This is a genomic window from Roseovarius sp. EC-HK134, from assembly GCF_902498815.1.
In the GTDB taxonomy this organism is placed as follows: Bacteria; Pseudomonadota; Alphaproteobacteria; order Rhodobacterales; family Rhodobacteraceae; genus Roseovarius; species Roseovarius mucosus_A.
Window position 1 is genome coordinate 2,568,032 of sequence record NZ_LR701544.1, and the last position, 19,383, is coordinate 2,587,414.

Sequence of the window (19,383 nt, forward strand, 5' to 3'; positions counted from 1 at the left end):
TTTGGGGTTGAGTGGACCCTGACGCGAGAAAGAAGGGATGTCCAGAGATGGCCGTGATCAATCGAATTGCCGGGTTTTCCGAGGAAATGACGGCGTGGCGGCGGCATTTGCATGCGCATCCCGAGTTGGGCTTTGATTGCCATGAAACAGCGGGTTTTGTGGTCGAGCGGTTGCGCGAGTTTGGCATAACCCAGATCGAAACCGGGGTGGCGACCAGTGGTGTGGTCGCGGTGATCGACGGGCGGGGTAATGGCCCCACGATTGGGTTGCGGGCTGATATGGACGCGCTGCCGATGACCGAGATTACCGGGCTAGAGTATGCCAGCCAGACCCCCGGCAAAATGCATGCCTGCGGCCATGACGGGCATACGACGATGTTGCTGGGGGCCGCCAAATATCTGGCGGAGACGCGGAATTTTGCAGGGCGTGTGGTGCTGCTGTTTCAACCGGCAGAAGAGGGGCCGGGCGGCGGGCGCATCATGGTCGAAGAGGGCGCATTGAGCCGCTACGGGGTGGAGCAGGTCTATGCGCTGCACACGCTGCCCGGCGCGCCGGCTGGCACGTTCGAGACCACGCCGGGGCCGATCATGGCGGCGGTGGATACGCTGCATATCGACGTGATCGGGCGGGGTGGGCATGGGGCGATGCCGCATGAATGCCTTGACCCGGTGGTGGCGGCGGTGGCCATCGTTCAGGCGATCCAGACCATTGTCAGCCGCAACCGCAACCCGCTGGATGATCTGGTAATCTCGGTGACGCAGATTCATACCGGCACGGTTGATAACGTGATCCCCGAGACCGCCTATATCAACGCCACGATCCGAACCTTCACGCCCGAAGTGCAGGAAATGGTGCATCGACGGCTGCGCGAAGTGGCGTTGGGGACGGCGGCGGCGCATGGGGTGCGGGCCGAGGTGCGGATCGAGCTGGGATACCCCGCGACCTATAATGATGCCGACAAGACCGCCTTTGCCGCAGAGGTGGCGCGCGAGGTGGTGGGCGCGGATGCTGTCATCGCGGACCGCCCGCGCGAGATGGGGGCCGAGGATTTTTCCTATATGCTGCAAGAGCGCCCCGGGTCGTATCTGTTTCTTGGGCAGGGCGAGGGGCCGGGCTTGCATCATCCGGGGTTCAATTTCAATGATGCGGTGGCGCCGGTTGGGGCCTCGTTTTTCGCGCGGCTGGTCGAGCGCGCGCAACCTGTGAGCTGAGGGAAAGCCATGGCACTGGAAGATGCGAAGAAGCAGGTGGATCAGGCGTTCACCCGCGCGGAGTTGCGGGGGGCAAGCTATGAGAACACCTTTGGTGGGGCGCTGTCCTTTGCGCGGAGGCGCTATAGCAAGGACTTGAGCGGCGTGGATGTGGCGATCACCGGGGTGCCGTTTGATCAATCCGTGACCAACCGGACCGGCACCCGCATGGGGCCGCGTGCGGTGCGTGAGGCGAGCGCATTGCAGGTCTATGATCCGCCCTATGGCTGGGATGGCTATGATCCGCTGTCCCATCTCAGCATTGTGGATTACGGGGATTTAGCCTTTGATTACGCGCATGTATCGGCCTTTCCTAAGGCATTACATGAGCATGCCAAGGGTATCTTGGAGGCTGGGGCCGCCTGTTTTGCCATCGGGGGCGATCACTATATCACACTGCCGCTGTTGCAGGCGCATGCGGAAAAATATGGGCCGCTGGCGGTGGTGCATTTCGATGCCCATTCCGACACATGGGCGGATGACGATCTGACGCGCATTGACCATGGCACGATGATGTACAAGGCGGTGAAGCAAGGGTTTGTGGATGTGGCGCGCTCGGTGCAGGTGGGCATTCGCACCACTAATCCCGACACAATGGGCTTTACCACGCTTGATGCGCGGCAGGTGCATCTGGAGGGGCCGGTGGAAATCGCGCGCAAGATCAAGGAGAGCGTGGGCGATGCGCAGGTTTATATGACCTTTGACATTGACGCGCTTGACCCGGCCTATGCACCCGGCACCGGCACGCCGGTTTGGGGGGGGCTGACCTCGGGGCAGGCGGCGATAATTTTGCGCGATCTGGCGGGGATCAATCTGGTGGGCGGCGATATGGTCGAGGTTTCGCCACCCTATGACACAACGGGGGCCACCGCGATTGCGGGGGCGCATGTGCTGATGGAAATGCTGTGCCTCTGGGGCTGGACCCGGCGCGATTGAGAAGACAGGCGGCCGGTCCGTCCGGCCGCCTTGGTCGCTCAGGCGTTGGCTTCGCGGATTTTCTCGGCGGCGTCCTTGTCATAGGACACGCCGGATTTCTCGAAAAGGTCGTCGAGTTCGCCCGAGAGTGTCATCTCGGTGATGATGTCGCAGCCGCCCACGAATTCGCCTTTGACGTAAAGCTGCGGGATGGTGGGCCAGTCGGAATAGTCCTTGATCCCTTGGCGGATGTCCGCATCGTCGAGTACGTTCACATCCTTGAAATCAACGCCCATGTAATTCAGCACGCCCGCCACGCGGGAGGAGAAGCCGCATTGCGGCATGTCCTTGGTGCCCTTCATGTAGAGCACGACATCGGCGGATTTCACGGTCTCTTCAATGCGGGTTTTGGCGTCAGTCATGATATATCCTATCGGTCTCTTAGGTGGCCTTGGCCGGTGGAGTCGGTCTCTTCAGGGTCATAGCTGGTTTCGGTGTCGCCCAAAAGGGTGACATGGGTGCTGTCGGTTTCTTCGCAATACCCCAAGCCATAAGCTGCGCGCCCATCGCGACGATAGCGCAGAATTTCGTGCCACATCGTATAGGCAAAGATGCCAGCGAAGGGCAAAAGCAGCAGAGCAACGAGCAGGCGAGGTTCCATTGCGTCAGGCAGGGGCCTTGGTGGTCAGCGCCAGCGCATGCACGGCACCGTTGGGCCCATCCATTTTGCCCTTAAGGGCGGCGTAAACGGCGCGTTGCTGTTGCACGCGGTTCATGCCGCGAAAGCTCTCGTCGATGACTTCGGCGGCAAAATGCACGCCGTCATCGCCTTCGACGGTGATCTTGGCATTGGGGAGCGCCTGACGGATCAGGGCTTCTAGATCAGAGGCGAGCATGGCCATCGGGGGTCTCCTTGTCAGGTCTTGCCCAAGATGTAGAGCGCCGCCGGGGCGAGTGCAAGGGAGGGTGCAGTGCTGCGCCCGGCTTGCGCGTGATCTGTGGTCCTTCTTGAGCGGGGCGTCAGTTAATGCGTACCAAAGTTTTGGGCCATGATGGGATCAGGCCCATCATGGCTATCGCGCCGCCCTTGGCCCCTTAGCCGAAGGTCGCCCCGAATGTGCCCCGGAAGATATCCGATAGCTCGCTCAGCGCCGCTTCGGATTTGCCCAAGCGCACGGTGTCACCAGTAAAGCGGCCCACGGCGGTGAGGGGCACGCCCGCACGGCCTGCGGCGATCATCAGCGCCTCGGCCTGATCGAAGTTGCAGGCGATGAGATAGCGCGCCTGATCCTCGGCAAAGAGGGTGGCTGTGTCATCGCTGTCGAGGTGGACGCCGACACCCGCCGCCTCGGCCAATTCGAAGGCGGCCAAGGCCAGACCGCCATCGCTGAGGTCGGTGCAGGCCTTGATCAGCGCGTGGTTGGCGCGGATGAAATCGCCATGCCGCTTTTCGGCGGCAAGGTCTACGGGCGGTGCATCGCCTTCGACCCGGTGAAACACCTCGGCCAGCAGCGCGGATTGCCCCAGATGCCCGTGGGTTTCGCCCAAGAGAAGGGCCACATGCCCGTCACGCACCTGTCCGGTGATTGCCGTTTCCGGATCGCGGATGATGCCCACTGCGCCGATGGTGGGGGTGGGCAGGATCGCGGTGCCGTCAGTTTCGTTGTAGAGCGAGACATTGCCCGACACGATGGGCATGTCGAGGGCGGCCACCGCCTCGCCGATGCCTTTGATCGCCCCGACGAATTGGCCCATGATCTCGGGCTTTTCGGGGTTACCGAAATTGAGGTTGTCGGTGGTGGCAAGCGGGACCGCGCCCAAGGCGGAGAGGTTGCGATAGGCCTCGGCCACCGCCTGTTTGCCGCCCTCAACCGGGTTGGCCTTGACGTAGCGTGGGGTTACGTCGGAGGTGAAGGCCAAAAGCTTGTCGGTGCCATGCACGCGGATGAGACCTGCGCCCTGACCGGGGGTGCGGGCGGTGTCGGCCATGACCATGGTGTCATATTGCTCGTAAACCCATTGCCGGGCGCAGTAGTTGATCGAGCCGATCAGCGCCTTGAGGCCGTCAATCGGATCGACGCCGGGCACGGTCGCGGGGTCAAGCGGCGTGGCGGGTGTTGTTTCCACCCATGGCCGGTCATACTCGGGGGCTGAGCCAGAGAGAGTGGCCAATGGCAGGTCGGCCTTGATCTCATTGCCGTGCAGGATCAGGAACCGGTCTTCGGCGATGGTTTCGCCGACGATAGCAAAGTCGAGATCCCATTTCTCGAACACGGCGCGGGCCTCGGCCTCAAGCTCGGGGCGCAGGACCATGAGCATGCGTTCCTGAGATTCGGACAGCATCATCTCATAGGCGGTCATGTTCGCCTCGCGCTGTGGTACGGCGTCGAGGTGCAGTTTGACGCCAAGCCCGCCCTTGTCGCCCATTTCCACCGCAGAGCAGGTGAGGCCCGCGGCGCCCATATCCTGGATCGAGATGACCGCGCCGGTGGCCATCAGTTCGAGACAGGCCTCCATCAGGCGTTTTTCGGTGAACGGGTCGCCCACCTGAACGGTGGGGCGTTTTTCCTCGATGCTGTCGTCGAATTCCGCAGAGGCCATTGTCGCGCCACCGACACCGTCTCGGCCCGTCTTGGCCCCGAGATAGACCACGGGCATACCGACGCCCGAAGCGGCTGAGTAGAAAATCTTGTCTGCGTCCGCCAGACCTGCGGCAAAGGCATTCACAAGGCAGTTGCCGTTATAGGCCGGATCAAACCGCACCTCGCCGCCCGCGCAGGGCACGCCAAAGCAATTGCCATAGCCGCCTACGCCCGCAACCACGCCATGCACAAGCTGGCGGGTCTTGGGGTGTGACGGCATGCCAAAGCTGAGTGAATTCATCGAAGCGATGGGGCGCGCGCCCATGGTGAAGACATCGCGCAGGATACCGCCCACGCCGGTCGCCGCACCCTGATAGGGTTCGATATAGGAGGGGTGATTGTGGCTTTCCATTTTGAACACAACCGCCTGACCGTCGCCGATATCGACCACGCCCGCGTTCTCACCCGGGCCACAGATCACCTGCGGGCCGGTGGTGGGCAGGGTGCGCAGCCATTTCTTGGAGGATTTGTAGGAACAATGCTCGTTCCACATGGCCGAAAAGATGCCCAATTCGGTAAAGGTCGGCTCTCGCCCGATGATCTCGAGGATACGGTCGTATTCCTCGGGCTTGAGGCCATGGGCCGCGACGAGATCGGGGGTGATGGACGGTTCCTGCATCGGGCGGGCTCCTTCGGGGATATGCATGTGCGGGTCTTTAAACCACAGGTGCGGCGGGGGGAAGGGGCGCGTGATCTGGGGGGGCGATTTTGGTATCGGACAGCAAAACGGCCCGGCCTTTACAGGGCCGGGCCGCAGGCGCGCCGGGAGGGAGGAGCGCGCGGTGGAAAGGCAAATGGTTACTGCGTCATCGTCGCGACTTTCTCGGCCACGGCGGTGCGCAACTGCTCGAGGGTCATCGCGTATTCCAAGCCACCGTTTTCGGCAACGCTGAGTGTCCCAGCCTGAAAGCCGATACGCTCCGCCGGAATTTCGGCATCCGCATGCACATCGACGTAGATATAGTGTTCTGCGCTTTCATCGCCTGCGTGCGAGACGACTTCGCCAATCACCTTGTCATCCACAGAGCTGAGCGTGGCCCCTGTTTCGGCCTCGGCCAGAATGTTTTCGACAAGAGTGTCGCTGGCCTTGCGCTGGTCCTTGGCGGCCAGATCAAGGTCTGTGGGCGCGTGCAAGTCGCCATTGTCGGCGACAGTGGCTGCGGACCAATTGCCCGATGCTGCGCTTTCTACCGTGCCTTGGCTTTCTTCGTAGATGGCGTCGACGCCGCTGTTGTCTTGGGCCTGCCGTTCGGTGCCGCCTTCATCTGCGGCATGCGCGGCGAGGGCTGTGACGCTTGTGAGGGCCGTTGCGAGAGCCAGTTTGCGGAACATCATATCGTCCTCCGTTTCTGCAGGGTCCATCCTGCGGTTTGCATCAACGCGCCAAATACGCGCTTGAGAGATCAACGCAGGAGGTGTGCTGTGGTTCCGAACGGATGGAAAAAATATCTGGGTGAAATGCTGCGCAAGCGATGAGCCCTGCGCAGTTGTGCTCATGTCGCGATTATTGATCTGTGGGGAGCAGGGTGGTGATACCCACTGAGGCCGCGCGCGCCAGATCAGGATCGAGCGACATCGGGATATACTCGCCGCGCCGCCAGAGTTGCGACAGGTTGTCGTAATAGCGGCTGAGGAAATGCCCTGATTGGCCGGTGGCGATGATAAAGACGCTGCTATCGGGATCGGCAAAGTCATAGACCCCGCGATACCCTGCCCCATGCACGTTGTGAAACGGGTCCGGCCCGTTGCCGCCACGCGTGCGCCCGCGCAGGAGCGTATTGTCGCCGCCCGAGGTGGATTGGCGGATGTTGACGAAATGGCGCAGGAGCGGCACGTCTCCCAGCACTTGATGGTCATGGGTGGCCTGATGCGCGTCGCCCCAGCGCAGGCTTTCGAGGGATTGTCCATAGCGCTCGGAAATCCAGATCAGCGCATCGTCGAGCGCCATGCGGGCGGTATCCGTGCAGGTCTCAATCGCCGCTGATTGCTTGACATCGCACCAGTCGGCGGCGCCATCGACATTGCGGAATACCCGTTCAATGAAGATCGGATCAGGGTGGTCAAACTCTCGCGAGAGGGGGCCCAAGTCATCGCGAATGAGCCGGTCCATCAGCGCGCGCATCCACGCGGCGTAAAGCAGCGGCTCGGGCAGATGTTCGTTCATTTCGCCGTTCCAGTCGGCAAGCATGGTGAGCGCGCGTTGGCGCAGGCGTTCGGGCGTGCCTTCGGGGGCGGATTCGCCGGTAAACCACAGATCGGCACCAATCAGGGGCAAAAGCGAGCGGGCGGTAAAGCTGACGGTGTCGAGTTGTGCCTCGATAAAGCTTTCTCGGGTATGCACCTCTCGCCCCTGCATGAGCCTGCGCCAGCGATGGACCCGCTGGGTATCACCCCAGAGGTGGCTCACATGCATGGGAAAGGGGCGATCAACGACCTTGTTGTTGGTATTGCCAAGGATGCCGCCAGAGGGGGCCACGAATTCGGGATTGGCGGCAAAGGGCAGCGTGCCCTGCCAGCGGTTTTCCGGCAGCCAGCCGCGCGCGGGCATCCGCCCCTCGCTCTCATGGCGGGCGTCACGGCGAGGCATTGCCCCGATGGTACGCATGGCGATCGTGCTTTGGTCCACCAAGGTAAGGTTCTGGGAGGGCGCAATATAAAGACGGCTGAGGTCAATCGCGTCCTGCACCGATTGCGCGCGCATCAGGCCGATGGCCGAGGACATGGTTGTATCCTCTGGGCTGAGCGCGGTCCAATTCAGCGCGGCCACATGGCCTGCGGGTGTCACTTCGGCCAGATTGTAATGGCTGCCGGGCAGGACGGGGCCGTTCTCTGTCCAGCGCAGGGTCAGTGTGACGGGATCGGCATCCTTGATCTCGACGATAGACCGCGTGGTGCGAAACGGTTTCCATCCGTCGGGCGTGCGGTATTGATTGGGATCATCGGGGTTCAGCTCTTCGATATAAAGGTCCTGATCGTCGAGATAGGACGAGGTGACCGCCCAACCCAACCGCGCGCTGCGCCCGGTCAGGATGGCCGGTATGCCGGGAATGGTGCCACCGATCACGCCACCGGATGTCAGGTTCAGGCGGGCGAGATACCAGATATTCGGTGCGGAAAAGCCCAGATGCGGGTCATTGGCCAGAAGCGTGCCGCCCGAGGCCGAGCGCGAGGGCGCAGCGGCAAAGGCATTCGAGGCCCCGGCAAAGGCGCGGCGTTTGAAGGGCGAGAGCGGATCACCTCTTTCAGGGCTCGTTTGCGCGATGCGCGACCAGTTGGCACCGGGAAAGAGGGCGGCATATTCCGGCAAGGCCGCGATGCCGCTGCCCGGTGCCAGTGGCATGATATCGGCCAAGCGATTAGGGTTTTCCAGCGCAAGCGCCGCTCGGGCAAAGAGCACTTCGTTTTCCAGATGCGAAGACAGCTGCACGGCCATCAGCTTGATCAGCGCAATGGAATCAGCCGGTTGCCAAGGCGCAATCGGGGCGTTGAAGATGAATTGTTCGGGTGCGCCGCGCCCCAGAGCCTCGCGGTTGATTTCGTTCAGGCGGGCGTTGACGCCATCGGAATAGGCCTTGAGCGCGGCCAGGGTTTCGGCGTCCTGCACGGTGACAGATTGGCGCGCGAGCGTGTAGAGGTCAAAGCGGCGCATGGTGCTGTCGATCTTGACGGTGCGGGTGCCGAACACCTCTGAGAGCCGCCCTTGCACGGTGCGGCGCATCGTCATCATCTGCCACAGCCGATCCTGTGCATGGGCATAGCCCAATCCAAAGAAGCTGTCGGCATCCGTCTGGCCCAGAATATGGGGCACATTCGCATTGTCGCGCACGATTTCGACCGGGGCGGTGATGCCCGGCACGCTCAGCGTCTTGTCATAGTCGGGCAGAGAGCGCGACAGCAGGAAATAGGCCCCCAACAGCGCCAGAACGGCCAAGAGGATCGCGCCGCCTGCCAGCCGCAATAACCATTTCACCAGCCCTGACATGCCCCGGCACCGCCCTATTTTCCGCTTGCATCACCTGCCGGGGATAGTCAGAAAACCCCGGCAAGACAATGGCACACAGTATGGGAGAGGACAGGACAATGGCAAAACTGGCGTTTCTGGGGCTCGGGGTTATGGGCTATCCGATGGCGGGGCATCTGGCAGCAGCCGGGCACGAGGTCTGTGTCTATAACCGCACGGCGGCCAAGGCCGAAGCCTGGGCAAAAGAGCATGGTGGGCGTCATGCCGCCACCCCGCGCGAGGCCGCCGAAGGGGCCGATTTCGTGATGGCCTGCGTGGGCAATGACGATGATCTGCGGTCGGTCTGTCTTGGGGCCGATGGGGCCTTTGCCGGTATGGCGGCAGGCGCGATTTTTGTGGATCACACCACGGTGTCGTCCAAGGTTACAGCCGAGCTTTATGCCGAGGCCAAGGCAGCGGGGCTGAATTTCGTTGATGCGCCCGTGTCGGGTGGACAGGCGGGGGCCGAAAAAGGCCAGCTTTCGATCATGTGTGGCGGCGATGAGCCGGCCTATGCGGCGGCTGAGCCGGTGATGCAGGTCTATGCCAAGCTTTGCCGTCGGATTGGCGAGAGCGGGGCCGGGCAGATGACCAAGATGTGCAATCAGATCGCGATTGCCGGTCTGGTTCAGGGTCTGGCCGAGGCGCTGCACTTTGCGGAAAAGGCAGGGCTGGATGGGCGCGCGGTGGTCGAGGTCATCTCTCAGGGGGCGGCGGGATCTTGGCAGATGTCGAACCGGTATGAGACGATGATTGACGACAAATGGAACCACGGCTTTGCCGTCGACTGGATGCGCAAGGATTTGGGCATTTGCCTCAGCACCGCTGATGAGACCGGCGCCAGCCTGCCGGTGACGGCGCTGGTGGATCAGTTCTACAAAGATGTGCAGAAGATGGGCGGCGGTCGCTGGGATACGTCGAGCCTGTTTGCGCGGCTGCGCAAGCTTGGGTGACATAGCGCGGTGTCAGGCGATCTTGCGGTCGCCTGACAGCCATTTGCGGCTGTCGATGACATCAAGGATCAGCGAAAAGACATCGACCGCCAGCAGGATCACCAGATAGTTGCGGTAGGTCGGGGTAATGTCTTGGGTCAAAAGCCACAGGATCAGGCCCAGCATCGGTGTCCAGATGAGGATATGCGGCAGTGCCATAACCTTGGAAAAGCCGCGCTCGATCAGCATCAGTACGCCATTGCAGAGCATCGCGCCGACCGCCATGAGTGCCAGCCACGCGCCGGCAGGCTGTGTGACAAAGAAGAGCGACGCAGCATTGACCGGCACGAGGATGAGGGCGACCCAAAGCTGCACCCAGAGGGGCAGGCGGCGGTAACTCTGCCAGATTTGCCTTATCATGTGCGCCCCTGCTCAGGCCTCTTTTGGGCGCAGGGTAAGCCATATGAGCGCCCCACCTGCCAGCATCAGGAAGGGGGCCATGGCGAGGTTAACCGCAGTCCAGCCCGCCTCGGGCGTGCCGCCGGAGCAGTTCATCAGGCCACCGGAGGACAGGGAGGCAAAGGTCACACCGCCAAAGACGATAAGATCGTTGAGCCCCTGCATGCGGCCACGTTCCTGAGGCTCATGGGCCCCTGCAAGCATGGTGGTGGCCCCGATAAAGCCGAAATTCCAGCCGATGCCCAAGAGGATGAGGGCGACGAAGAAGTTTTCCAGATGCACGCCGTTCAAGGCCACCGCGCCTGCGCCTGCGAGGATGACAAGGCCAATGGCCACGATTTTTTCCACGCCAAAGCGGGCGATCAGATGGCCGGTGAAGAACGAGGGGATATACATCGCCAGCACATGCGCCGTGACCACATCCGCTGCATTGCCCGCGTCAAAGCCGCAGCCAACTACGGCGAGCGGCGTTGAGGTCATCACCAAATTCATCAGCGCGTAGGATACGGTGGCACAGATCACCGCCACGGCGATGCGCGGCGTTTTCAGAAGTTCCATCCGCGTGCGGCCATGCGGGGCGTCGACGGCGGGTTGGGGCGGTTTGGGGATATCGAGCAAGAGAAACAGGAACGCGCCTGCGATATTGAGAGCGATGACCGCGAGATAGGTGCCCAGAAACGGAATCACCATGGCCTGAGAGGTGGCCTTGACCAGCTGCGGCCCGATCACGGCGCTGAGCAGGCCCCCTGCCATGACGTAGGAAATGGCCTTGGCGCGGAAGGCGTCGCTGGCGGTATCGGCTGCGGCAAAGCGGTAAAAGCCTTGGGCTGACATATAGGTGCCGGTGATGAGGCTGCCCAAAAGGAAGATCGGGAAAGAGGCGGTATAAAGCCCATAGGCGCCGATGGCCCCGCCAAGCGCGCCTGCGCCTGCGCCGATGAAAAACCCGGTGCGGCGGCCATAGCGCTGCATCAGATGCGAAATCGGTGTGGCCGAGAGCATTGAGCCGAGCACGATCAAGGAAATCGGCAAGGTCGCGAAGCAGATGTTGGAGGCGAGCGATTGCCCGGCCAGCCCACCCACGACAAAGATCATCGGCATTTGCGCGCCCAAAATGGCTTGGGCTGCGACGAGAACGGCCACATTGCGTTTGGCGCGGCTGTCGTCGGGATGAAGGGCGATATCGGTCATGGCCGAAGTGCTAGACCCGTCGCGGGCAGGCTGCAAGCGTAATTCAGGCGCGGTCGATGAGATGCGCGAAAGAGCCGCTCACCCGGCCCGAGTGGAGGCCCATCGGGGGCAGCTCTGTGCCTTCGGCGTCTGTTGCGGTGAACAGCGTTGGGCCATCCGCGCGCAGGGTGGTGGCATAGTGGAATTCATGCGCGGCCCATGTGCCCGGAAATGGGCCGGTGTGCGCCGCAAGATGGCGGTAGCCGAGATGGAGGCGGCGGGTGGCAAAGCTCGTGTCTAGCGGCAACAAGCCAGCCATGGTGTGCCGGGTGCCGCTGGCATCGGTCAGGCTGTCGCCCAGAACCATATATCCACCACATTCTCCATATATATCTGAGGTTTGTGCGGCATTCTTGAGGCTTTGCATGAAGATTTCATTGGCGGCGATCTGGCCTGCGTGCAGTTCCGGGTAGCCGCCGGGAAGAAAGATGAACTCTGCTTGTGGCACGGGTTCGTTGGCCAGTGGGGAAAAGGGACGGATTTCCGCCCCTGCTGCCTGCCAATCGGCCAGCATATGCGGATAGGCAAAGCCAAAGGCGGGGTCTTGGGCCACGGCGATCACCTGAGCCGGAGGGGTGAGGCGTGGGGCCGCTTGGGCGTCGGGCAAGGGGGCGGCGAGTGCGAGCAGCGTTTCGCGGTCGAGTGTCATGGCGAGCGCGTCGGCGGCGGTGTCGAGGAACTGGTGCAAATCAGGGCGCTCGCTGGCTTGGACCAGACCCAGATGGCGCGAGGGTTGCGCCAGCGCCGGGTTGCGACGGAGGGCGGCCAAAACGGGCAGGCCAAGGGGGGCGAGGGCGCGGCGCAGCATCGCTTCGTGCCGGTCAGAGCCCACGTTGTTGAGCATCACGCCTGACACGCGCACGCGGGCGTCAAAGCCTGCAAAGCCTGCTACAAGCGGCGCGATAGAGCCCGCCATGCGGCCTGCATCGACCACCAGCACCACGGGCAGGCTGAGATGCCGCGCGAGATCTGCCACAGCGCCACGCCCATCGGGCGGTGCGCCATCAAAGAGGCCCATGGCCCCCTCGATGATCAGCAGACCTTGGCCCGCTGCAAGGCTGCGCAGGCGGTCGGGCGTCATGGCCCAAGCGTCGAGATTGGGGCAAGGCGCGCCGCAGGCGGCCTCGTGAAAGCGGGGGTCGATGTAATCGGGGCCGGATTTCGCACCGCGCACGGGCAGCCCCTCGCGAGACAAGAGGCGCAGAAGGGCGAGGGTAAGCGTGGTTTTCCCCGCGCCCGACGAGGGTGCAGCGAGGATCAGCCCCCGCATGCGGTCTCGGCGGGCAGGCCGCGCCCGAGCGGATCAAGATCACGCGGGGCGGCACCGGCCAGCATCCCCTGCCAGTCAAGCACTTGGCGCATGAGCACGGAGCGTCCGATGCAAAGGATCGCAGGCGGCTCGAACCCGCTTGTCTCGATATCGGCGGCAAGCTGTCCAAGGGTGGTTTCCAGCACGCGCTGATCCGGGGTGGTGGCGGAGGACACGACGGCGCAGGGCTCATCCACCGGGCGGCCTGCATCCAGAAGCGCCGCGCTGATCTGGCCTGCGTGCTTCATGCCCATGTAGATCACGATAACCTGACTGCCCTGCGCAATCGCCTGCCAATTCAGCGAGGAAGGGGTGTGACCGGACTGGTCGTGGCCTGTCACGAAGGTCACGGATTGGTTCACATCGCGGTGTGTCACGGGAATGCCCGCATAGGCCAACCCGCCGATACCGGCGCTGATGCCCGGAATGATGCGGATGGGCACGCCATGCTGCACCAGCGTTTGCGCCTCTTCGCCGCCGCGCCCAAAGACAAAGGGGTCGCCCCCCTTGAGGCGCAGCACGCGCAGCCCTTCGCGGGCGAGATCGACGAGTTGCAGGGAAATATCGCGCTGCTTCGCCGAAGGTTTTCCGCCGCGTTTGCCCGCATAGATATGGCGGGCCTGCGGTGCCCAGTCGAGGATGCAGTCCTGCACCAGCGCGTCATAAATCACCACATCGGCCTGTTGCAGGGCATTGAGCGCGTGCAGTGTCAGAAGGCCGGGATCGCCGGGGCCCGCGCCACAGAGCCAAACCCAGCCGGGTTCCATCCGGGGCCAGTCGGTGCCGGGCAGCGAGGGGAGAGTGGGGTGGTGCGAGTCGGTCATATCTTTCTATGCCGCGAGTTTGATGTGGGGGAAAGGTGGCAAACGACCATGCACCGGGGTCAGAGCGACATGCAGGGGGTGGCCGGGCCATGGGCGGCCCGGCCAAAGGCGTGTTACATCTTGCACTCTGCGGCGTAGGCGTCGACGTGATCCTCTAGCGCCACGCCAATGATCTTGTTGGTGTAGACGTCGCCCTCTTTGATCACCTCGCGAACATAGATGTCCTGGATCGGGTGATGGTTGTTGCCAAAGGCGAAATCGCCGCGCGTGCTGGCGAAATCGGCCGCTTTGAGGGCGGCGCGGAAGGCGTCAGCATCCGAGGGTTGCGCCGTGTCCAATGCGGAAATCAGGAGATTGGCGGTGTCAAAGCCTTGGCTTGCGTAGAGCGAGGGCAGGCGGCCATATTTTTCCTGAAAGCTGGCGACAAAAGCGGCGTTGGTTGCGTTGTCGATGTCCTTGGACCATTGCGATGTGTTGACCACGCCAAGGGCTGCGTCGCCCACGGCCTGAAGGATGCCTTGGTCAAAGCTGAAGGCGGGGCCGACCACGGGCAGGCCGACACCGCTGTCGGCATATTGCTTGAGGAAGGAGATGCCCATTCCGCCGGGCAGGAAGAAGAACACAGAGTCAGCGCCGCTCGCGCGGATTTGGGCGATTTCGGCGGCGTAATCGGTCTGGCCGAGTTGGGTGTAGATTTCACCCGCCAATTCGCCCTTGTAGAACCGTTTGTAGCCGGTCAGCGCGTCCTGACCTGCCGGGTAGTTGGGCGCGAGGATGAAGCTGTTTTTATAGCCTGCGTCATTGGCATAGGCCCCTGCAGCCTCGTGCAGGTTGTCGTTCTGCCAGGCGACGTTGAAATAGTTGGGCAGGCAGCCTTGCCCCGCCAGCGCCGAGGGGCCAGCATTGGGCGAGAGGTAGAATTTGCCTTGGGCCACGGCACCGGGCACCACCGCCATGGCGAGGTTGGACCAGATGATGCCCGTCATCACATCGACCTTGTCGGATTGAATCATCTTGTCCGAGAGTTGCACGGCGATGTCGGGTTTTTGCTGATCGTCCTCGATGATCACCTCGATATCGCTGCGTCCCGATTGCTCTAGCGCCAGCATGAAGCCATCGCGCACGTCAATGCCGAGCCCTGCGCCGCCGCCTGATAGCGTGGTGATCATGCCGACCTTGATATCAGCCTGCGCGGTGGCGGCGGCAAGGCTGAGCGCTCCTGCGATGGCCAGTGTCTTGAATGTCATATGTCATCTCTCCCTGATGTCGGGCGGTTTGGTCCGTCCCGGATTGCCCTTGGTCCCCCAGAAGGCGGTGCTCAATCCTTTCCACAGCTTTGGCAAAAGGTCCAGATGGCAGCGGATTGGATCAGGTTGAGGTATGGCGGGCCATGAAGCGGGCGGTTTCGGCGGGGGCCGGGGCGTGGCCCGAGAAATTCTCGACATAGGCGGGCATGCGGGCGATGCGGATATCGCGGGGTTCGGCCACCATCATCGAGATATAGCCGATCTGGGTGTAATAGACGGTATGGGCGCGGGTGTCGGCGTGATCGGGGGCGTAGCCGAATCGCGCGAACATGGCACGGATGGCGGTGATGCGGGTTTCATCGGTGCGTTGCAGCTTGGCCTTGACCACCGGATCCCCAAGCGCCCAGTTGCGGATCGCGAAATCAAGGCGGGAATCAAACAGCTCGCGGGTAAGCCAGCAGTCGAAGAGATTGTAGAGCGCCTCGTTGATCGAGTCTGCATAGGCTTCGGTCCGGGCGACAAGATTGCCGGTGTTCTGCGCCTCCCAGCGGTCGAGAAGGGCGGAAAGCAGCGCCTCTCGATCCTTGAAGTGCCAATAAAAACTGGTGCGCGACAGGCCAAGCATGTGCGCCAGAGGCATCACCTTGACCGCATCCACCCCGGCGGTGACGAGCACCTCATAGGCGGCACCCAGCCACAGATCCTCGGACCCGCGGGTGGCGGGATCGGGGGCGGGTTTGGCGCGGTGGTTGGTTTGGGTGCGGTTCATTGCCCAAGACTAGACGCTTTTTCGGGGGCTGGCAAATATCTTGACATGTTAGTTGATTTTCTCGACAGTAGTGTCGATAAAGTTTTGATGCCGCCGCCGGCGTAGTTCCGGCCAGCCCAGGATCAGGCACATGCCGCACGCGATACCTACTGAAATTTCCTGTGATACGCCTGTTCCACTTGCGCGTCGGGCGCGCGGCGGGCGCGCCGCCATGCAGGTGCGCCGGGGCACCGGGGCGGGGGCCGGGGTGAATCCGCTGCATGTTCCCTATATCACGCGGGGTATTCCCACCCATGACATCGCGTCAGAGGAATCGTTAGAGGCGATTATCGCCACCGCAGATCGAATTCTGGCCGAAATCGGGATCGAATTTCGCGAAGATCCAGAGACAGTGCGACTGTTTCAGCAGGCCGGGGGCAAGGCGCGCGAGGTGGGGCCAGAGGCGTGGAATGTCACGTTTGAGCCGGGGTTGATCCGGGGTCTTTTGGCCACTGCTCCGGCGGAATTCACACAGCATGCGCGCAATCCGGCCAAATCGGTGCGGATCGGCGGCAAGTCGATGGTGTTTGCACCCGCCTATGGGTCGCCCTTCGTGATGGATCTGGACAAGGGGCGGCGCTATGGCACGATTGAGGATTTCCAGAACCTGATCAAGCTGGCGCAATCCTCGCCCTGGCTGCATCATTCGGGCGGCACGATCTGTGAGCCGACGGATATTCCGGTGAACAAGCGGCATCTGGATATGGTTTACGCGCACATGCGCTATTCGGACCGGGCCTTTCTGGGCTCGATCACCGCGCCGGAGCGGGCTGAGGATAGTATCGAGATGTGCCGCATCCTGTTTGGGGCGGAGTATGTCGACAGCCATTGCGTGATCATGGGCAATTTCAATTCGACCTCGCCCTTGGTCTGGGATGGGGTGAGCACGCGGGGTATTCGCGCCTATGCAGCTGCCGGTCAGGGATCCATCCATCTGCCGTTTCTGTTGGGGGGCGCTGTATCGCCGCTGACCATGCCGGGGGCGATTGCGCAATGTCTGGCCGAAAGCATGGTGGGATGTGCGCTGACGCAATTGGTGCGGCCCGGGGCACCGGCAATTCTGGGCAGTTTCCTGTCGTCGATGTCGCTGCGCACCGGATCGCCCACCTTTGGCACGCCCGAGCCTGCGCTGGGATCGCTGGTGATGGGTCAGATCGCGCGGCGGCTGAACATGCCCCTGCGTTGCGCGGGCAATTTCAGCACCTCAAAATTGCCGGACGGGCAGGCGATGACGCAGGCCATGATGTCGATGATGTCGGCAGTGAATGGCGGGGCCAATTTCATCCTGCATTCGGCAGGGTTCCTCGATGGGTTGCTGTCGATGTCCTATGAAAAGCTGATGTTGGATATGGATATGTGCGGCGCGCTGCATGCGTGGCTTAAGGGGTTGGAGGTCAACGAGGACACGCTGGCCTTCGAGGCCTTGGCCGAGAAGGGGCCGGGAGAGCATATGTTTGGCTGTGCCCATACCCTGCGCCATTACGAGACCGCCTATTGGGATAGCGGGCTGGACGACAACACCACCTATGAGACATGGTCGGAGGCGGGGGGCGTCGATGCGATGACGCGCGCCAATGGCGCATGGAAAGCGGTGTTGGCGACGTATGAGGCGCCACCGCTAGACGCGGGCATTGATGGGGCGCTCTGCGATTTCATCGCGCAGCGCAAATCCGAGATGGCCGACGCCTGGTATTGAAACGAATTGACGAAAGGCAACGCCCATGTCGCGTGACCCGCTGCTGCAACCCTATCAACTCAAGCATCTGACCCTGAAAAACCGGATCATGACCACGAGCCATGAGCCGGCCTATCCTGAGGATGGCATGCCCAAGGCGCGCTATACCGCCTATCACGCCGAGCGCGCCCGCGCAGGCGTGGCGCTGGCGATGACCGCAGGCTCGGCGGCGGTGTCCAAGGACAGCCCGCCCGTGTTCAACAACGTGTTGGCCTATAAAGACGAGGTGGTGCCCTATATCCGGCAGTTGACCGATGCCTGTCACGAGCATGGGTGCGCGGTGATGATCCAGCTTACGCATCTGGGGCGGCGCACCGGCTGGTCCAAGGGCGATTGGTTGCCGTCTGTGTCCTCGACCAAGCATCGCGAACCGGCGCACCGGGCCTTTCCCAAGCTGGCGGAGGATTGGGATATTGCGCGCATCATTACGGATTTCGTCGATGCCACGGAGCGGATGAAAGAGGGGGGCATGGATGGGATCGAGTTGCAGGTGTATGGCCATCTTCTTGATCAGTTCTGGTCGCCGCTGACCAATGATCTGGACGGGCCCTATGGTGGACAGAGCCTTGAGAGCCGGATGAAGCTGCTTTTGGATGTGCTGGCCGCCATTCGCAAGCGGGTAGGCACTGAGTTTATCGTAGGTCTTCGCTATACGGCGGATGAGGCCGAGGCGGGGGGGATCACGCCCGAGGAGGGGTTGGAGATTTCCAAGCGGCTGGCGGCCACCGGCATGATCGATTTCCTTAATGTGATCCGGGGGCGTATTCATACCGATCCGGCGATGACCGATGTGATCCCGGTGCAGGGGATGCGATCTGCGCCGCATTTGGATTTCGCGGGGGCGGTCAGGGCGGCGACAGGCATGCCCACGTTCCACGCCGCCAAGATCCCCGATGTGGCAACTGCGCGGCACGCGATCCAAGCGGGGCTTTTGGATATGGTTGGCATGACGCGGGCGCATATGGCGGACCCGCATATCGTGCGCAAAATCATCGAGGGGCGCGAAGCGGATATTCGGCCCTGTGTCGGCGCGACCTTCTGTCTGGACCGGATTTATGCCGCAGGTGAGGCGCTGTGCATTCACAACGCCGCCACGGGCCGTGAATTGACCATGCCGCATGAGATTAGCCCGGCTGAGACACGCAAAAAGGTTGTGATTGTCGGCGCGGGGCCTGCGGGGCTGGAGGCGGCGCGCGTGGCTGCAGAGCGCGGCCATGATGTGACCGTGTTCGAGGCGCAGCCCGATCCGGGGGGGCAAATCCGGCTGACCGCGCTTAATCCTCGTCGGCGCGAGATGATCAGCATCATCGACTGGCGTATGGCGCAATGCGCGGCGCGCGATGTGGTCTTTCACTTCAACACAGTCGCCGAGGCCGAGGATGTGACCGCCCTTAACCCCGATGTGGTGATTGTGGCGACAGGGGGCCTGCCCAATCGCGAGCTTTTTGAAAGTGGCAAAGAGCAAGAGTTGGTTGTCACGGCCTGGGATTTGATTTCGGGCGATGTGAAGCCGGGGCAGACTGTCCTTATCTATGACGAGAGTGGCGATCATCCGGGGTTGATGGCGGCAGAGGTTGCGGCCAATGCCGGGGCGAGCGTTGAGGTGATGACACCGGACCGGGTTTTTGCGCCCGATATCATGGCGATGAATCTGGTGCCGTACATGCGCAGCCTTCAGGACAAGGATGTGACCTTTACCGTGACGCGGCGGCTTTTGGATGTGACGCGGGATGGCAACCGGCTGAAGGCCAAGATCGGCACGGATTATAGTAAGTTCACCTCTGAGAAGACCTATGATCAGGTGGTGGTGAATTATGGTACGCTGCCGCTCGATGATCTTTACTTCGAGTTGAAGCCCCTGTCGCGCAATCTGGGTGAGGTGGATCAGGATGCGCTGATTGCCGGAGATGCGCAGGCGGTTGACAGCAATCCCGAGGGCGCGTTCCAGTTGTTTCGGATTGGCGATGCGGTGTCGTCGCGCAATACCCATGCAGCGATTTACGATGCGCTGCGGCTGATGAAGGACATCTGA

17 protein-coding genes are annotated in these 19,383 nt (G+C 62.2%); 5 read left to right on the forward strand and 12 right to left on the reverse strand.

Annotated features, from left to right (window positions below):
- Nucleotides 1–47 precede the first annotated feature (47 nt).
- Both GC127_RS16340 and speB read left to right on the forward strand, forming a co-directional pair.
- Complete coding sequence (locus GC127_RS16340) at nt 48–1,211, forward strand: M20 aminoacylase family protein (protein WP_151979028.1); 1,164 nt, start codon at nt 48–50, stop codon at nt 1,209–1,211.
- Nucleotides 1,212–1,220: 9 nt separating this feature from the next.
- On the forward strand, nt 1,221–2,186 hold the full coding sequence (gene speB, locus GC127_RS16345) for an agmatinase (protein WP_151979029.1): 966 nt from the start codon (nt 1,221–1,223) through the stop codon (nt 2,184–2,186).
- A 38-nt stretch (nt 2,187–2,224) separates the two neighbouring features.
- Here speB and grxD read toward each other — a convergent pair whose 3' ends face one another.
- From grxD to GC127_RS16375, 6 genes are all read right to left on the reverse strand, one after another.
- Nucleotides 2,225–2,587, reverse strand: a complete 363-nt coding sequence (gene grxD / locus GC127_RS16350; RefSeq protein WP_008282368.1) for a Grx4 family monothiol glutaredoxin — start codon at nt 2,585–2,587, stop codon at nt 2,225–2,227.
- 8 nt (nt 2,588–2,595) lie between these two features.
- The gene (locus GC127_RS16355; protein ID WP_008282367.1) at nt 2,596–2,826 is read right to left on the reverse strand and encodes a hypothetical protein; all 231 of its coding nucleotides are present in this window, start codon (nt 2,824–2,826) and stop codon (nt 2,596–2,598) included.
- A gap of 4 nt (nt 2,827–2,830) precedes the next feature.
- A complete protein-coding gene (locus tag GC127_RS16360) occupies nt 2,831–3,067 on the reverse strand; it encodes a BolA/IbaG family iron-sulfur metabolism protein (RefSeq protein ID WP_008282366.1) in 237 nt (78 codons plus the stop codon).
- A 193-nt stretch (nt 3,068–3,260) separates the two neighbouring features.
- Nucleotides 3,261–5,426 carry a phosphoribosylformylglycinamidine synthase subunit PurL gene (gene purL, locus GC127_RS16365; RefSeq protein WP_151979030.1) on the reverse strand — a complete coding sequence of 722 codons (2,166 nt, stop codon included), beginning with the start codon at nt 5,424–5,426 and terminating at the stop codon, nt 3,261–3,263.
- 179 nt (nt 5,427–5,605) lie between these two features.
- On the reverse strand, nt 5,606–6,142 hold the full coding sequence (locus GC127_RS16370) for a phosphoribosylglycinamide synthetase (protein WP_254700143.1): 537 nt from the start codon (nt 6,140–6,142) through the stop codon (nt 5,606–5,608).
- A 169-nt stretch (nt 6,143–6,311) separates the two neighbouring features.
- Nucleotides 6,312–8,789, reverse strand: a complete 2,478-nt coding sequence (locus GC127_RS16375; RefSeq protein ID WP_008282362.1) for a penicillin acylase family protein — start codon at nt 8,787–8,789, stop codon at nt 6,312–6,314.
- Nucleotides 8,790–8,869: 80 nt separating this feature from the next.
- Here GC127_RS16375 and GC127_RS16380 point away from each other — a divergent pair, with 80 nt between their 5' ends.
- Nucleotides 8,870–9,760 (forward strand): NAD(P)-dependent oxidoreductase, encoded by an 891-nt coding sequence (locus GC127_RS16380; protein ID WP_151979817.1) that lies wholly within the window; start codon nt 8,870–8,872, stop codon nt 9,758–9,760.
- Between the two features lie 12 nt (nt 9,761–9,772).
- On the opposite strand, the gene GC127_RS16385 is transcribed toward GC127_RS16380, so the two are convergent.
- The 6 genes from GC127_RS16385 to GC127_RS16410 all read right to left on the reverse strand — a co-directional run bounded on the left by GC127_RS16385 (nt 9,773) and on the right by GC127_RS16410 (nt 15,577).
- Nucleotides 9,773–10,159: a hypothetical protein gene (locus GC127_RS16385; RefSeq protein WP_151979031.1), complete on the reverse strand. Its 387-nt coding sequence runs from the start codon at nt 10,157–10,159 to the stop codon at nt 9,773–9,775.
- Between the two features lie 12 nt (nt 10,160–10,171).
- A complete protein-coding gene (locus GC127_RS16390) occupies nt 10,172–11,389 on the reverse strand; it encodes an MFS transporter (protein ID WP_008282359.1) in 1,218 nt (405 codons plus the stop codon).
- A 43-nt stretch (nt 11,390–11,432) separates the two neighbouring features.
- Nucleotides 11,433–12,698 carry a cobyrinate a,c-diamide synthase gene (locus tag GC127_RS16395; protein ID WP_151979032.1) on the reverse strand — a complete coding sequence of 422 codons (1,266 nt, stop codon included), beginning with the start codon at nt 12,696–12,698 and terminating at the stop codon, nt 11,433–11,435.
- Nucleotides 12,686–13,561 (reverse strand): uroporphyrinogen-III C-methyltransferase, encoded by an 876-nt coding sequence (gene cobA, locus GC127_RS16400; RefSeq protein ID WP_151979033.1) that lies wholly within the window; start codon nt 13,559–13,561, stop codon nt 12,686–12,688. The genes GC127_RS16395 and cobA overlap by 13 nt, the downstream gene beginning before the upstream one ends.
- Before the next feature lie 113 nt (nt 13,562–13,674).
- Nucleotides 13,675–14,808 carry an ABC transporter substrate-binding protein gene (locus GC127_RS16405; RefSeq protein ID WP_008282356.1) on the reverse strand — a complete coding sequence of 378 codons (1,134 nt, stop codon included), beginning with the start codon at nt 14,806–14,808 and terminating at the stop codon, nt 13,675–13,677.
- 121 nt (nt 14,809–14,929) lie between these two features.
- Entirely contained in the window at nt 14,930–15,577 is a 648-nt protein-coding gene (locus GC127_RS16410) for a TetR/AcrR family transcriptional regulator (protein WP_151979034.1), read from the reverse strand.
- Nucleotides 15,578–15,707: 130 nt separating this feature from the next.
- Here GC127_RS16410 and GC127_RS16415 point away from each other — a divergent pair, with 130 nt between their 5' ends.
- The gene (locus GC127_RS16415; RefSeq protein ID WP_302848605.1) at nt 15,708–17,312 is read left to right on the forward strand and encodes a trimethylamine methyltransferase family protein; all 1,605 of its coding nucleotides are present in this window, start codon (nt 15,708–15,710) and stop codon (nt 17,310–17,312) included.
- A 25-nt stretch (nt 17,313–17,337) separates the two neighbouring features.
- Nucleotides 17,338–19,383: an NADH:flavin oxidoreductase gene (locus tag GC127_RS16420; protein ID WP_151979035.1), complete on the forward strand. Its 2,046-nt coding sequence runs from the start codon at nt 17,338–17,340 to the stop codon at nt 19,381–19,383.

Excerpts from the sequence above, each read along its gene's own strand:
- speB (WP_151979029.1), top strand. The coding sequence starts at position 1,221 with ATGGCACTGGAAGATGCGAAGAAGCAGGTGGATCAGGCGTTCACCCGC.
- GC127_RS16375 (WP_008282362.1), bottom strand. The coding sequence starts at position 8,789 with ATGTCAGGGCTGGTGAAATGGTTATTGCGGCTGGCAGGCGGCGCGATC.
- GC127_RS16410 (WP_151979034.1), bottom strand. The coding sequence starts at position 15,577 with ATGAACCGCACCCAAACCAACCACCGCGCCAAACCCGCCCCCGATCCC.
- GC127_RS16405 (WP_008282356.1), bottom strand. The coding sequence starts at position 14,808 with ATGACATTCAAGACACTGGCCATCGCAGGAGCGCTCAGCCTTGCCGCC.
- GC127_RS16390 (WP_008282359.1), bottom strand. The coding sequence starts at position 11,389 with ATGACCGATATCGCCCTTCATCCCGACGACAGCCGCGCCAAACGCAAT.
- GC127_RS16395 (WP_151979032.1), bottom strand. The coding sequence starts at position 12,698 with ATGCGGGGGCTGATCCTCGCTGCACCCTCGTCGGGCGCGGGGAAAACC.
- GC127_RS16355 (WP_008282367.1), bottom strand. The coding sequence starts at position 2,826 with ATGGAACCTCGCCTGCTCGTTGCTCTGCTGCTTTTGCCCTTCGCTGGC.
- GC127_RS16415 (WP_302848605.1), top strand. The coding sequence starts at position 15,708 with ATGCCGCACGCGATACCTACTGAAATTTCCTGTGATACGCCTGTTCCA.
- cobA (WP_151979033.1), bottom strand. The coding sequence starts at position 13,561 with ATGACCGACTCGCACCACCCCACTCTCCCCTCGCTGCCCGGCACCGAC.
- GC127_RS16380 (WP_151979817.1), top strand. The coding sequence starts at position 8,870 with ATGGGAGAGGACAGGACAATGGCAAAACTGGCGTTTCTGGGGCTCGGG.
- purL (WP_151979030.1), bottom strand. The coding sequence starts at position 5,426 with ATGCAGGAACCGTCCATCACCCCCGATCTCGTCGCGGCCCATGGCCTC.
- GC127_RS16370 (WP_254700143.1), bottom strand. The coding sequence starts at position 6,142 with ATGATGTTCCGCAAACTGGCTCTCGCAACGGCCCTCACAAGCGTCACA.
- GC127_RS16340 (WP_151979028.1), top strand. The coding sequence starts at position 48 with ATGGCCGTGATCAATCGAATTGCCGGGTTTTCCGAGGAAATGACGGCG.
- GC127_RS16420 (WP_151979035.1), top strand. The coding sequence starts at position 17,338 with ATGTCGCGTGACCCGCTGCTGCAACCCTATCAACTCAAGCATCTGACC.
- GC127_RS16385 (WP_151979031.1), bottom strand. The coding sequence starts at position 10,159 with ATGATAAGGCAAATCTGGCAGAGTTACCGCCGCCTGCCCCTCTGGGTG.
- grxD (WP_008282368.1), bottom strand. The coding sequence starts at position 2,587 with ATGACTGACGCCAAAACCCGCATTGAAGAGACCGTGAAATCCGCCGAT.
- GC127_RS16360 (WP_008282366.1), bottom strand. The coding sequence starts at position 3,067 with ATGGCCATGCTCGCCTCTGATCTAGAAGCCCTGATCCGTCAGGCGCTC.